Source organism: Sphingomonas sp. 1F27F7B, from assembly GCF_005503355.1.
Classification (GTDB): Bacteria; Pseudomonadota; Alphaproteobacteria; order Sphingomonadales; family Sphingomonadaceae; genus Sphingomonas.
Window position 1 is genome coordinate 197907 of record NZ_SCMK01000001.1, and the last position, 13952, is coordinate 211858.

Annotated in this window: 14 protein-coding genes; 8 read left to right on the forward strand and 6 right to left on the reverse strand. The window is 66.1% G+C overall.

Annotated features, from left to right (window positions below; translation table 11 throughout):
• Window positions 1-63 precede the first annotated feature (63 nt).
• Complete coding sequence (locus FFS08_RS00890) at window positions 64-2070, forward strand: lytic transglycosylase domain-containing protein (protein ID WP_137861156.1); 2007 nt, start codon at window positions 64-66, stop codon at window positions 2068-2070.
• A 109-nt stretch (window positions 2071-2179) separates the two neighbouring features.
• On the opposite strand, the gene eno is transcribed toward FFS08_RS00890, so the two are convergent.
• On the reverse strand, window positions 2180-3457 hold the full coding sequence (gene eno / locus FFS08_RS00895; protein WP_137861044.1) for a phosphopyruvate hydratase: 1278 nt from the start codon (window positions 3455-3457) through the stop codon (window positions 2180-2182).
• A gap of 114 nt (window positions 3458-3571) precedes the next feature.
• Between eno and FFS08_RS00900 the strand changes: the two genes are divergently transcribed.
• From FFS08_RS00900 to FFS08_RS00920, 5 genes are read left to right on the forward strand one after another with little or no spacing between them, the layout of a single operon-like run.
• Window positions 3572-4027 carry a hypothetical protein gene (locus FFS08_RS00900; protein WP_137861043.1) on the forward strand — a complete coding sequence of 152 codons (456 nt, stop codon included), beginning with the start codon at window positions 3572-3574 and terminating at the stop codon, window positions 4025-4027.
• Window positions 4028-4042: 15 nt separating this feature from the next.
• Entirely contained in the window at window positions 4043-4384 is a 342-nt protein-coding gene (locus tag FFS08_RS00905) for a phage holin family protein (RefSeq protein WP_137861042.1), read from the forward strand.
• A complete protein-coding gene (locus FFS08_RS00910) occupies window positions 4381-4713 on the forward strand; it encodes a DUF3618 domain-containing protein (RefSeq protein ID WP_137861041.1) in 333 nt (110 codons plus the stop codon). Before FFS08_RS00905 ends, FFS08_RS00910 begins: the two co-directional genes overlap by 4 nt.
• Window positions 4713-5024 carry a hypothetical protein gene (locus FFS08_RS00915; protein ID WP_137861040.1) on the forward strand — a complete coding sequence of 104 codons (312 nt, stop codon included), beginning with the start codon at window positions 4713-4715 and terminating at the stop codon, window positions 5022-5024. The genes FFS08_RS00910 and FFS08_RS00915 overlap by 1 nt, the downstream gene beginning before the upstream one ends.
• Before the next feature lie 59 nt (window positions 5025-5083).
• On the forward strand, window positions 5084-5302 hold the full coding sequence (locus FFS08_RS00920) for a DUF4170 domain-containing protein (RefSeq protein ID WP_137861039.1): 219 nt from the start codon (window positions 5084-5086) through the stop codon (window positions 5300-5302).
• 43 nt (window positions 5303-5345) lie between these two features.
• Here FFS08_RS00920 and FFS08_RS00925 read toward each other — a convergent pair whose 3' ends face one another.
• The 5 genes from FFS08_RS00925 to carA form a co-directional block, all read right to left on the reverse strand.
• On the reverse strand, window positions 5346-5945 hold the full coding sequence (locus tag FFS08_RS00925) for a rhomboid family intramembrane serine protease (RefSeq protein ID WP_331484038.1): 600 nt from the start codon (window positions 5943-5945) through the stop codon (window positions 5346-5348).
• Between the two features lie 38 nt (window positions 5946-5983).
• Window positions 5984-6460 (reverse strand): transcription elongation factor GreA, encoded by a 477-nt coding sequence (gene greA, locus FFS08_RS00930; protein WP_137861037.1) that lies wholly within the window; start codon window positions 6458-6460, stop codon window positions 5984-5986.
• 210 nt (window positions 6461-6670) lie between these two features.
• Window positions 6671-10000, reverse strand: coding sequence for a carbamoyl-phosphate synthase large subunit (gene carB / locus FFS08_RS00935; RefSeq protein ID WP_137861036.1), 3330 nt, complete (start codon window positions 9998-10000; stop codon window positions 6671-6673).
• Window positions 10001-10318 (reverse strand): hypothetical protein, encoded by a 318-nt coding sequence (locus FFS08_RS00940; protein WP_137861035.1) that lies wholly within the window; start codon window positions 10316-10318, stop codon window positions 10001-10003. It abuts the gene before it with no gap.
• Window positions 10315-11478 carry a glutamine-hydrolyzing carbamoyl-phosphate synthase small subunit gene (gene carA / locus FFS08_RS00945; protein WP_137861034.1) on the reverse strand — a complete coding sequence of 388 codons (1164 nt, stop codon included), beginning with the start codon at window positions 11476-11478 and terminating at the stop codon, window positions 10315-10317. The genes FFS08_RS00940 and carA overlap by 4 nt, the downstream gene beginning before the upstream one ends.
• A 125-nt stretch (window positions 11479-11603) precedes the next feature.
• On the opposite strand from carA, the gene FFS08_RS00950 reads away from it, so the two are divergent.
• Both FFS08_RS00950 and dnaG read left to right on the forward strand, forming a co-directional pair.
• Window positions 11604-12056: a GatB/YqeY domain-containing protein gene (locus FFS08_RS00950; RefSeq protein ID WP_137861033.1), complete on the forward strand. Its 453-nt coding sequence runs from the start codon at window positions 11604-11606 to the stop codon at window positions 12054-12056.
• A 1-nt stretch (window position 12057) separates the two neighbouring features.
• Window positions 12058-13941, forward strand: coding sequence for a DNA primase (gene dnaG, locus FFS08_RS00955; protein WP_137861032.1), 1884 nt, complete (start codon window positions 12058-12060; stop codon window positions 13939-13941).
• Window positions 13942-13952 lie beyond the last annotated feature (11 nt).

The window sequence follows — 13952 nt, forward strand, 5'->3', positions numbered from 1 at the left end:
AATCTTCCTTAATTCCCCAATTCGGGGCTGGCAGATAGGGGCGACACGCGTATCATGTCCAGTATGCTTGCTCCGCTACTCAAAAGTGCGTTGCTGTTTGCCGGCGTTTCGGGGCTCGCCGTCTCCTCGCAACTCACGCAGGAACAGATCCAGTGGTACAAGGTGGCGCTGGAAGCCGGCGTCCCCCGCGTGCCGCCGCCCTATATCCAGTCCAATCAGCTCGCCGACGCACTCGTCGAGTGGAAACGGCTCCAGCAGTCGGATAATTTCCCCTTTTCCGACTATGCCAATTTCCTGCTGCTCCATCCCGGCTGGCCCGGCGAGAAGAGCCGCCGCGCCGCCGCCGAGACGGTGCTGGACAGCGGCACCTGGGCGCCTGGCCTGGTCGTGCGCTATTTCGAGCGCTTCCCGCCGCTGACCGCTGCCGGCCGGCTGCGCTATGCCGAGGGGCTTGCCGCCTCGGGCCGCCGCGCCGAAGCCGAGGAGCAGGCCCGCCGCGCCTGGCGCCACGGCGTGCTGCGCCCGCGCGACGAGACCGCGCTGCTCGGCGGCTTCTCGGCGGCGCTCACCCCCGCCGATCATGACGCGCGGATGGACATGCTGCTCTGGGCCGGCGCGCTCACGGCCGCGCAGCGCCAGCTCGCCTATGTCTCGCCCGGCATGCGTCCGGTGTTCGACGCGCGCATCGCCTTCCGCACCAAGGCGCCCGACGCCGATGCGAGGGGCGCCGCCGCCCTTTCCATCGGCCGCACCAATCCCGGTTTCATCGCCGATCGCGCCATGTGGCTGCGCGACACCGGCCAGAGCCCGGCGATGCGATCCTATCTCGCCCAGCCGCGCCAGCTCGCCTCCTATCCCGGCGATGCCGAGAAATGGTACGAGACGCTGCTCACCGGCGCGCGCGGCGCCCAGTCGGACGGGCAGTTCAGCCTCGCCTATCAGATCGCCAGCCAGGTCGACGATGCCTATCCGCCGGGCACCGACGTCAGCGAGCAGCCCCTGGGCCAGCGCGACGACTATACCAGCCTCACCTGGCTGGCCGGATCGGTGGCGCTCAACAATCTCGGCCGCGCGCGCGACGCGATCGGCATGTTCGATCGCTATGCCCATGGCTCGAAGACGCCGACGACACAGTCCAAGGGCCTTTATTGGGCCGGCCGCGCCGCCGAAGCCTCGGGCGATCAGGCGGCGGCGACTCGCTTCTATGGCAAGGCGGCGGGCTTCCCCGACGTCTATTATGGCCAGCTTGCCACCGAACGCCTCGGCCAGCCCCTGAAGCGACCACCCGATTTCAATGCCAAGGTCGCGGACCCCGCAGTCCGCGATGCGTTCTTCAAGAAGGAAACGGTCCGCGCCGCGCAGCTGCTCGGCACGATGGGCAATCGCCAGGACCAGGGCCTGTTCATCCGCCAGATCGCCAATGACGCGACCAGCGACACCGATCACATCCTCGCCGCCGAGCTGAGCCGCGCGATCGGCCGCCCGGATCTGGGCGTGCTGGTCGGCAAGAGCGCGCTGCAGAACGGCCTTTCCGACTATACCGCCGCCGGCTATCCCACGGTGGCGGTGCCCGCGTCGCAGCAGGATTACTGGACGATCGTCCATGCGATCGCCCGCCAGGAGAGCCAGTTCGATCGCGATGCGGTCAGCCACGCCGGCGCGCGCGGGCTGATGCAGCTGATGCCGGGCACGGCACGCGAAGTCTCGACCAAGCTCGGCATGAGTTACAATCCGGGCTCGCTGAACAGCGACACCGATTACAACATCCAGCTCGGCTCGACTTATTTCCAGCGGATGTACAATCTCTACGGCAGCTATCCGCTGGCGATCGCGGCCTACAATGCCGGGCCCGGCAATGTGAACAAGTGGATCGCCGCCAATGGCGATCCGCGCCTGCCGGGCGGCGACATCGTCCAATGGATTGAAAAGATCCCGATCTTCGAGACCAAGAACTACGTCCAGCGCGTGATCGAGAACGCCGTGGTCTACGACCTGCTCAACCCCGAGCGCTCGCGCTCCAGGGGGCCGGCGAATACCAGCTGGTACCTGGGGAAGAACAAGCCCGGCTGAAGCGCATGGCCGCCGCGATTCCTTCATCGTCCCTGCAAGGGCGGGGATGACGAAGAGAATTGGCCAGCCCCCTCCCCCATAGCCGGGAGGAGGGGGGCAGGATTCCGCCTTACTTCTTCAGGACCGAGCGGCCCGCATAGATCGCGGCATCGCCCAGTTCTTCCTCGATGCGGATCAGCTGGTTGTACTTGGCGAGCCGGTCGGAGCGAGCGAGCGAACCGGTCTTGATCTGGCCGCAGTTGGTAGCGACGGCGAGGTCGGCGATCGTCGCGTCCTCGGTCTCGCCCGAACGGTGCGACATCACCGCCGTATAGGACGAGCGCTGCGCCAGGCTCACCGCCTCGAGCGTCTCGGTCAGCGTGCCGATCTGGTTGACCTTCACCAGCAGCGAATTGGCATAGCCGCCCTCGATGCCGCGCAACAGGCGCTTCGGGTTGGTCACGAACAGATCGTCGCCGACCAGCTGCACCTTGTCGCCGAGCAGATCGGTCAGCGCCTTCCAGCCCTCCCAGTCATCCTCGGCCATGCCGTCCTCGATCGAGAAGATCGGATATCTGGCAGCCAGTTCGGCGAGGAACGCAGCGTTCTCGGCCGAGGACAGGGTCTTGCCCTCGCCCACCATCTTGTAGGCTCCGTCCTTGTAATATTCGGTGGCGGCGCAATCGAGCGCGAGCATCACGTTGTCGCCCGGCTTGTAACCCGCCGCTTCGATCGACGACATGATGAAGTCCAGCGCCTCGGTCGTCGACGCGATGTTCGGCGCGAAGCCGCCTTCGTCGCCCACGCCGGTCGCCAGGCCCTTCTCATGCAGTTTCTTCTTCAGCGTGTGGAAAATCTCCGAGCCGCAGCGCACCGCCTCGACGATGTTCTCTGCGCCGACCGGGACGATCATGAATTCCTGAAAGTCGATCGGATTGTCCGCATGCTCGCCGCCATTGATGATGTTCATCATCGGCACCGGCAGGACATGGGCGTTGACGCCGCCGACATAGCGATAGAGCGGCAGCCCGCGGGCATCTGCCGCTGCCTTGGCGGCGGCAAGGCTCACGCCCAGGATGGCGTTGGCGCCCAGGCGGCCCTTGTTCTCGGTGCCGTCAAGCTCGATCATCGCGGCGTCGAGATCGGCCTGGTCCTCGGCGTCCATGCCGACGACTTCCTCGAAGATTTCGCTGTTCACGGCCTCGACCGCCGCGTCGACGCCCTTGCCCAGCCAGCGCGACTTGTCGCCGTCGCGCTTCTCCACCGCCTCGTGCGCGCCGGTCGAAGCGCCCGAAGGCACCGCGGCGCGGCCGAAGCTGCCATCCTCGAGCAACACATCGACTTCAACGGTGGGGTTGCCCCGGCTGTCGAGAATCTGACGGGCGTGGATGTCGATGATTGCGGTCACGGAACGGTCTCCCTAGGTATGGCAATGAGGGCGCGACGCGGCCTCTAACCGCAACCGATGGAACTCGCAAACGTGGCCGTGGTTGTTTCGCGAAAGGCATGGAGGGTTTTTGGCATGGCTGACGAAACGACGAGTGAAGCACTGGACGCGCCCACCCCGGCTTCGGCCGAAGGCGGCTCCGCGACCGGCAAGCTGCGCGAGGAAGCGAGCAAGCTCGGCAGCCAGGCTGCCGAACGCGCCCGCACCCTGGCCAGCGAAGGCAAGGAAAAGGCGACGGGCGCGCTCGACGAAGTCGCGAGCATGATGAAGTCGGCCGCCAACGACGTCGATGCCCGGCTGGGCGAGAATTACGGCAAATATGCCCGCTCCGCAGCGGACGGCATCGCGAACTTCGCGGAAAGCCTGCGCGGCAAGGAAGTGGACGACCTGATCGGCGACGTCACGGCGTTTGTCCGCAAGAGCCCGGCGGTGGCGGTGGGCGTCGCGGCGGGCCTGGGCTTCGTGCTCGCACGCCTGATCAAATCGGGCGTCGACGCCGCGTCGGACGCGGCCGATACCGACAAGTCGTAAGAGGCGAAACCGGGGGTGGACGCGCCGCGGCCTGACGAGAAGAGCATCGGAGAGCTGCTTCAGCAGCTGGCCGAGGACGGGAAGGCCTATGCCGGCGCCGAGCTCGGCTATTATCGCACGCTGCTGCGCGCAAAGCTTCGCGATGCGCGGGAAATGCTGTGGATGGGCGCGGTGGCGCTCGTCCTCGCTCAGGCGGCTGCGGTGGCGCTGGTGGTCGGGCTTGTCCTCACGCTCGCACCGCTTGTCGGCCCGGGCCTGGCGACGCTGATCGTCGTTCTGGCGTTCCTCGCGATCGCCGGGCTGATGGGCTGGCTCGCCTGGAAACATGTGAAGCGCATCTTCAAGGAAAGGCCGTGAGCGAGAATCCGCATGACGTGGATGCCGCACGGGCGCGCATCGCGGCGGCCAGGGCCCAGCTGCTCGGCACGCTGGGGCAGGTGCAACAACGGCTGACCCCCTCCAATCTGGCGCAGGACGCGATGGACAGCGCCGCGCAGGGCGTCGCCACTGTCGCGCGCAAGGGCGCCGAGGCGGTGCGCAGTCGTCCCCTCGCCGCCGCCGGCATCGCCGCCGCCGTCGGCCTCGTCATGGCGCGCGGCTGGATCGGCGACATCCTCTCCAAACGGCATGAAACTCGCGACCCGGCCACGGGTTTGAAGCGCAAAGGCAAGAAAGGATCCTCGTGATGAGTACCAATCCCGCGAACGAACAGGGCGAGAGCCTGGCCGAGAACCCCTATGTGCTGGTCGCCGGCGGCGTGGCGCTGGGCGTGCTGATCGGCATGCTGATCCCGCGCAGCCAGAAGGAACGAGACCTGCTCGAAGGTACCGGGCGTCAGCTCGCCGACAGGGTGACCGGCACCGTCCAGGCCGTGAAGCAGGCCGGCAAGGCGGAGGTCGACGCGCTGCTGCCGAGCCGGGACGACGCCAAGGAGCGCGTGACTTCGCTGTTCGGCAATATCATCGACGCAGCAAAGGGAGCAGCGCAAAAGGCTTGAGGCCGGCGCGCCCCCTTCCTAGAGGCCTCTATAAACCAGAAAATGCTTTCGGAGGCCCAATGAGCAAGCTGCACCTCGTCTTCGGCGGTCGCGTGACCGATCCGCAGACGCTCGATTTCGTCGACCCGTCCAAGCTGGACGTCGTCGGCATCTATCCCGATTATGCCAGCGCGGAGAATGCCTGGCGCAGCGCCGCCCAGCGCACGGTGGACGATGCCGAAATGCGTTATGTCGTGGTGCACCTGCACCGCTTGCTGGAGCCCGATCTCAAGGGCTGAAGTTCCTGCACTTCGTCATCCCCGCTCGCGCGGGGGTGACGCGTCAGGCCTTGCGCCAGTTCCACGCGAACAGGGGCCGGGCCAGCACGAGCCCCGCCGCAAAGCCGCCAATATGCGCGGCAGCGGCAATCCCCACATTCGCCGCCTGGAATGCCAGCCCGGTCATCAAATTGATCGCCACCCAGGCGGCGGCGAGCCATGCGACGTGCACGGCACGCGCCGATATCGGCCCGATCGGCTTGGCGCGCGAACGGCCATAGAGCAGCGAATAGGCACCGACGATCGCCGAGGCCGCACCGCTCGCGCCGATCATCGGGCGTACCGATTGCGGATCGGCAAGCCATTGCGCGCCGGCCGCGGCATAGGCACCGATCAGATAGAGGATCAGCACGCCCAACGGCCCGATCGCCTTTTCGGTCTCCCGTCCGGTATAGGCCAGCATCAGGACGTTCATGCCGAGATGGAACAGGCCTGCGTGGAGCAGAGTCGCGCTGAGCGGAGTCAGGAGCGCCGGAACCATAGCGAGCCCCTGGGTATCGACGATACCGGTCAGGCGCGCGGGAATGAAGCCGCCGAGCACGGCGGCTTCGATTTCGCGATGCGTGAACAGCACGAACAGACTGACCAGGACCGTGACCAGCACAATCCAGTTCGTTGCCGAAACCCGGCGCAGATCCATGATCAGATGAATTCTATCTGCGACACCAGATAGTAACGATCGCCGGCGGGAACGGAGACCTCGACCTCCTCGTCCACCTTGCGGCCGATCAGCGCGCGGCCGATCGGCGAGTTGTACGAGATGCGGCCCTTGCTGGCGTCCGCCTCGGTCTCGCCGACGATCTGATACTTGATCGGCTTGTCATCCTCGTCGAGCAGCGTGACGGTCGCGCCGAACACCACCTTGTCGCCCGAAAGCTCGCGCGGATCGATGATCTGCGCGCGGCTCAGCTTGCCCTCGATGTCGGCGATCGTCGCCTCGTTCTGGCCCTGCTGCTCCTTGGCGGCATGATATTCGGCATTTTCCGAAAGATCGCCGTGCGCGCGGGCTTCCTCGATCGCGTCCACGATCAGCGGACGCTCGATTTTCAGGCGCTTCAGCTCTGCGACGAGCTTGTCATAGCCTTCCTGCAGCATCGGCATCTTATCGACCGTAGCCATACGTCCAAGTCCTTCAACAACGCCCCCGGGATCAAGCGTCCCCCCTTCGGGACGCCCGCACATCAACACCGGTTGTGGGGGATCAATTGTGCGAACGCGAATAATAAGGCCGCCAATGCCGCACTGCAAGGCTAGGAAAGCTATGTTCGGGCCGAAGCTCGAATAATCCATCCGGCACCCCGGCGGAAGACCGGGGCGCCGTGAGCCGGATCAGCCGCGCGAGGCGTAGAAATCCTGGAGCGGCCGCACATCCAGGCTGTGCTTCGACAGCGCCTCGATCGCCCGCGCAGCCGCGACGCTCGCTTGCGCCGTGGTGAAGTACGGGATCTTGAGGTTGAGCGCCGAGCGGCGGATGTCCGAGGAATCCTTCAGCGACTGCCAGCCTTCGGTCGTGTTGAAGATCAGCGCGATGTCGCCGTCCAGGATGCGGTCGACGATGTGCGGGCGGCCCTGTGCCACCTTGTTGACACGCTCGACCGCGATCCCCTCACCCGCCAGGTAATCCGCCGTGCCGCCGGTGGCGACAATGGTGAAGCCCAGCTCGATGAGCAGTCGCACGCCCGGCAGGATCACCGGCTTGTCGGTGTCCTTGACGCTGACGAACAGGCGGCCGCTGCCCGGCAGCACCGTTCCCGCCCCCAGCTGCGCCTTGGCGAAGCTGGTCGCGAAGTCCATGTCGATGCCCATCACCTCGCCGGTCGACTTCATCTCCGGCGAGAGTACCGGATCGACGCCGGGGAACTTGTTGAACGGGAACACTGCTTCCTTGACCGCGATATAGTCGATGTCGCGGTCGATCCTGGGCAGATCGGCCAGCATCTCGCCCGCCATGACGCGGCTGGCGATCTTGGCGACAGGGATGCCGATCGCCTTCGCGACAAACGGCACGGTACGCGAGGCGCGCGGGTTCACTTCGATGAGGTAGACTTCGCCGTCCTTCACCGCGAACTGGATGTTCATCAGGCCCTTGACCTTGAGCGCGCGGGCCAGAGCCTCAGTCTGGCGCTCGATCTCGGCGATGATCTCGGCCGGCAGGCTGTAGGGCGGGATCGAGCAGGCGCTGTCGCCCGAATGGACGCCCGCTTCCTCGATATGCTGGAGCACGCCGGCGACCACCACGTCGGTGCCGTCGGCGATCGCATCCACGTCCACTTCGACTGCGTCACGGAGATACTGGTCGATCAGCACGGGGCTGTCGCCCGAGACCTGCACCGCGGTCTGGATGTAGTCGTCGAGCTGCTGGGTCGAGTCCACGATCTCCATTGCGCGGCCGCCCAGCACATAGCTGGGGCGCATCAGCACCGGATAGCCGATCCGCTCGGCGATCTTCACTGCCTCGTCCCGCGTGCGGGCCAGGCCGTTTGCCGGCTGCTTGAGGCCCAGCTTCTCGACCAGGTCGGCGAAGCGCTCGCGGTCCTCGGCCAGGTCGATCGCATCGGGGCTGGTGCCGAGGATCGGGATCCCCGCATCCTCCAGTGCCTTGGCGAGGTTCAGCGGAGTCTGCCCGCCGAACTGCACGATCACACCCACCAGTTCGCCCTTCGACTGCTCGACGTGCAGGATCTCCAGCACGTCCTCGGCGGTCAGCGGCTCGAAATAGAGGCGGTCGGAGGTGTCATAGTCGGTGCTCACCGTTTCGGGATTGCAGTTGACCATGATCGTCTCATAGCCCGCATCCGCCAGCGCGAAGCAGGCATGGCAGCAACAATAGTCGAACTCGATGCCCTGGCCGATGCGGTTCGGGCCGCCGCCCAGGATGACGATCTTTTTGCGCTCGCTCGGCGCCGCTTCGTTCTCGGGTTCGCCGAAGCTCGGCGCCTCGTACGACGAATACATATACGGCGTCTTCGCCTCGAACTCGGCGGCGCAGGTGTCGATGCGCTTGAACACCGGGCGGACGCCCAGCCTGTGGCGGTGCGCACGCACGTCGTTCTCGGTCACGCCGCCGGTCATCGCCTTGACGACTTCACCGATCAGCCCCGACGACTTCGCCATTGCATCGGCGCCTTCGCGCAGGTTCGCCGATTTCAGCGCGAGGAACGCCAGCCGCTTGTCGCTGAAGCCCATCGCCTTGAGGCGGCGCATGCCCGACGCATCCTGCGGCAGGCCCTGCTCCATCACCTGCGTCTCGGCCGCGATGATCTCGGCGATGCGCTCCATGAACCAGGGGTCGTACTGGGCAACGGCGCAGACCTCGGAGACGGTAAAGCCCTCGCGCAGCGCCTGGGCGGCAATCAGCAGCCGGTCCGGCGAACGCACGGCCAGCGCCGCCTCGATCTCGTCGCGGCGCGCGCCGGCGAGCTTGTCGACATTGTTGAAGCCGGAAAGGCCCGTCTCCAGCCCGCGCAGCGCCTTCTGCATCGATTCATGGATGTTGCGGCCGATCGCCATCACTTCGCCGACCGACTTCATCGCGGTGCCTAGCGTCGCCTCGGCGCCCTTGAACTTCTCGAAGGCGAAGCGCGGGATCTTGGTGACGACGTAGTCGATCGTCGGCTCGAAGCTCGCCGGGGTGGCGCCGGTGATGTCGTTGTCGATCTCGTCGAGCGTATAGCCCACCGCCAGCTTGGCTGCGACCTTGGCGATCGGGAAGCCGGTCGCCTTGGACGCCAGCGCCGACGAGCGCGACACGCGCGGGTTCATCTCGATGACGATCAGGCGGCCGTCCTTCGGATTCACTGCGAACTGCACGTTCGAACCGCCGGTTTCCACGCCGATTTCCCGGAGCACCGCGATCGATGCATTGCGCATGATCTGGTATTCCTTGTCGGTCAGCGTCAGCGCGGGGGCGACGGTGATCGAATCGCCGGTGTGCGTGCCCATCGCATCGACGTTTTCGATGGAACACACGATGATGGCGTTGTCCTTGCGATCACGGACAACCTCCATCTCATATTCCTTCCAACCGAGGAGCGACTCCTCGATCAGCACCTCGGTGGTCGGCGACAGGTCGAGGCCGGTCCGCACGATCGCGATGAATTCCTCGCGATTATAGGCGATGCCGCCGCCCGAGCCGCCCATGGTGAAGCTGGGGCGAATGATCGCCGGCAGACCGACATGCTCGAGCCCGGCCAGCGCTTCGGCTTCGGTATGCGCAATCGCCGAGCGGGCGCTTTCGAGCCCGATCTTGGTCATCGCGTCCTTGAACTTGAGCCGGTCCTCGGCCTTGTCGATCGCCTCGGCATCGGCGCCGATCATGATGCAGCCGAACTTCTCCAGCGTGCCGTCATTGGCGAGCGCCAGCGCGGTGTTGAGCGCGGTCTGGCCGCCCATCGTCGGCAGCACCGCGTCGGGGCGTTCCTTCTCGATGATCCTGGCGACGATCGCGGGCGTGATCGGCTCGACATAGGTGGCGTCGGCCAGTTCGGGATCGGTCATGATCGTCGCCGGGTTCGAATTGACCAGGACGATGCGGTAGCCCTCTTCCTTGAGCGCCTTGATGGCCTGCGTGCCCGAATAGTCGAACTCGCAGGCCTGGCCGATCACGATCGGACCGGCGCCAATGACGAGGATGGAGGAGATGTCGGTGCGCTTGGGCATTTAGGGCCTATGGACAAACTTGGGACCGAAGTCCGAATATACTCTGCTGAGCAGGGCGGCGTGTTGCTTCATGCATTTGCGGGAGGCAGACGAGACGTGCGCAACCGGCGCTGACAGCTCCGCGCCCACGTCGAAAGGTCGTTTGAACTCAGCTCCCCGCACGATCGTGTGGAACATATGGGTCACACCGCAGCGCTTCGCGAATTTCTCGACTTCAGAAACGTCGCTCGATCTGCCTTGCGCCAGGAAGAAAATTGAATCGTGCAATACTCCCTGCGCCTGCCCCGCGAAGAGCAGGAGAGCCAGCAAGGCGCTCAACCCATCATCCCCACGAACCGCTCGAACAGATACAGGCTGTCCTGCGGCCCCGGGCTCGCCTCGGGGTGATACTGCACCGAAAAGGCCGGGCGGTCGGTCAGCTCGATGCCCGCGTTGCTCCCGTCGAACAGCGACACATGCGTCTCGCGCGCATTCTCCGGCAGCGTCTCGCGCTCCACAGCGAAGCCGTGGTTCATGCTGGTGATCTCCACCGCGCCGTCTTCCAGCCGCTTGACCGGGTGGTTGGCGCCGCGATGGCCCTGGAACATCTTGGTGGTCTCGGCGCCGACCGCCAGACCCAGAAGCTGGTGGCCGAGGCAGATGCCGAACAGCGGTTTGCCGGTCTCGAGCAGCTGGCGGATCACCGGCACGGCATATTCGCCGGTCGCGGCGGGGTCGCCCGGGCCGTTCGACAGGAAGAAGCCATCCGGGTTGAACGCCATGATCTGCTCATAGGTCGCCTGCGCCGGCAGCACGGTCACCTTGGCGCCGGCCTGGACCAGGTTGCGGAAGATGTTGCGCTTCGAGCCGTAATCGATCGCGACGACGTGCGGGCGCGCATCTTCCTGCCCGCCCTCGCCATAGCCGAAGCCCAGGCGCCACACGCCGCCTTCCCAGCCATAATGCGTCTCGACCGTGACCTTGATCGCCAGGTCCATGCCCTCCAGGCCCGGCCAGGCGCGCGCCATCTCGAGCAGCAGCGGAATGTCGAACTTGCCCTCGGCCGAGTGCGCGATCACGCCGTTGGGCGCGCCCGCCAGGCGGATGCGGCGGGTCAGCGCGCGGGTGTCGATGCCCGACAGGCCGATCCGCGCATGCTTCTTCATCCAGGCGTCGAGATGCTCGGTCGCGCGGAAGTTGCTCGGCTCGGTCACGTCCTCGCGCACGATCATGCCCAGCGCATGGGGATCGTCCGCCTCGATATCGTCGGGGTTCGCACCCACATTGCCGATATGCGGAAAGGTGAAGTTGATGATCTGACCGGCGAAGCTCGGATCGGTCATGATCTCCTGATAGCCGGTCATCGCGGTGTGGAAGCACACTTCGCCGACCGCCTGCCCCTCGGCACCGAAGCCCCGCCCCCAGATCACGTCCCCCGACGCCAAAACCAGTACGCCGGTAGCTCCGGCAGGCATGGGCGTAGGCGTGGCGTCGGCCATTTAGGGGTGGCTCTCCATTTGAGGTGCAGCAATGTCGCTAAGTGCCGCCCGCTAGACCCCTACCCCCCTCGCGTCAACCGGTTCGCGGGTCTATTGCGGGTAATTCCCGATTCACGAGAGACGAAATGATCCGAGACGATATCAAGGCCGCCCAGATCACCGCCATGAAGGCTGGCGACAAGGAGACCCGCGGCGCGATCAGCCTGATCCAGAGCGCGATCAAGAACCGCGACATCGAAGAGCGTACCAAGTCGGTCCAGATGGACGACGACGCGCTGGTGATCGAAGTGCTCCAGAAAATGGTCAAGCAGCGCCGCGAATCGATCGAGATGTTCGAAAAGGGCGGCCGGCAGGAGCTGGCCGACACCGAAAAGGCCGAAGTCGCGGTGATCGAGCGCTTCCTCCCCGCCCAGATGAGCGACGCGGAGACCACCGCGGCGATCGAGGCGATCAAGGCCGAGATCGGCGCGAGCGGCATGAAGGACATGGGCAAGGTGATGGCCGAGCTGAAGGCCCGCCATGCGACCATGCTCGACATGAGCAAGGCGAGCGGCCTGGTGAAGGCGGCGCTCTCCTGAAGTGTCCCTCACGCCCGCCTTTCTCGATGAACTTCGCGCCCGGACGTTACTGTCCGGGCTGATCGCCAAGACCGTCAAGCTCCAGAAGGCGGGGCGGGAATTCCGCGCCTGCTGCCCGTTCCACAACGAGAAGACGCCGAGCTTCTACGTCAACGACGACAAGGGCTTCTATCACTGCTTCGGCTGCGGCGCGCATGGGGACGCCATCCGCTGGATGACCGACCAGCGCGGCCTGCCCTTCATCGATGCGGTGAAGGAGCTGGTCCAGGCCGCCGGCATGGAGATGCCCGAGCAGGACCGCCGCAGCACCGAGCGGGCGGAGCGCGCCAAGGGCCTGCACGAGGCGATGGAAGACGCGGCGAAGTTCTTCGTCGAGAAGCTCCACGGCATCGAGGGCGCCGAGGCACGCGCCGTGCTCAAGAAACGCGGCGTCAACGACGAGACCGCCAGGGCCTTCGGCATCGGCTATGCTCCCGATTCGCGCGGCAAGCTGAAGGATGCGCTCAAGGGCTATGGCGACCCGATGCTGGTCGAGGCCGGGCTGCTGATCGCCGTCGAAAGGAAGGACCCCTACGACCGCTTCCGCGGGCGGCTGATGATCCCGATCCGCGACGTGCGCGGCCGGACGATCGCGTTCGGCGGACGCATCATCGGCGACGGCGAGCCCAAATATCTCAACTCCCCGGAGACGCCGCTCTTCGACAAGGGGCGCACGCTCTACAATCTCGACCGCGCCCAGGCCGCGGCGCGCAAGACCGGCCGGATCATCGCGGTCGAGGGTTATATGGACGTGATCGCGCTTGCCCAGGCCGGTTTCGGCGAGGCGGTGGCGCCGCTCGGCACCGCAATGACCGAGCACCAGCTGGAGCGGCTGTGGCGGATCGCCGATGTCCCGCTGCTCTGCTTCGACGGCGACTCGGCGGGACAGAAGGCAGCCCTGCGCGCCGCACACCGCGCCATGCCGATGCTCGAGCCGGGGCGCAGCCTCGCCTTCGTCACGCTGCCCGACGGGCTCGACCCCGACGACCTGGTCCGCGCCCAGGGTCCGCAAGCCTTCGAGGCGTTGCTCGCCAAGGCGCGACCGCTGGTCGACCTGCTCTGGGAGAGCGAACTCGCCGCCGAGCCGCTCGACACGCCCGAGCAGCGCGCCGGCCTGAAGCGACGCCTCGGCGAACTTGCCGGCGGGATCGGCGACTCGAACGTGAAGCACGAATATCTCGCGGAGTTCCGCGAGCGTACCGATGCGCATTTCGGGCGCGGGCAACGCGGGTTCGAGGCGCGAGCGCCGCGCGGCCCCGGCGCCCCGGCGGCGCGCGGAAGGCGGGACAAGCGCGGCAACTGGATCCCCCCCGAACCCCCGCTCACGCAGCAGACGCGATCGCTCCAGGCCGGCGGCCTCGATCCGATCCTCGCCAAGGCGGTCCTTGCCGGCCTGATCCGCCATCCCGCCGAGATCGCGCGCCACATGGAGGTGCTCGGCTCCCTGCGCGGCGCATCCGGTGCACTCGGCAAGCTGTTCGAGGCGGTGGTCGATGTCGCGCTGGAGGACCGGCAGCTTGATCGCGCCAAGGTGCGCACCATATTGGCGCGGTCCGGTTTCGATCAGATGGCGAGCGAGCTGCTCCGGGCCGATACCCTGCCTTTCTCCTTCACCCGGCCGGAGGCCGAGGAAAAGAAAGCGCGCGAAGACCTGAACGAGGCGATCGCGGTGATGGTGGCGCGCCCCGCGGTGGACGCGGCGCTGGCAGAGGCAACGGCTGCGATGCTCGAGCGTTTCGACGATGCGGCGTTCGCCCGGCAAACGGCTCTGCTCCGGCAGCGCCAGGAGCTGGAAACACGCCTCGCGAATCTGATGCTTGCGGACGACGAGAATTTCGAGGATTAGGGCGGCGTATA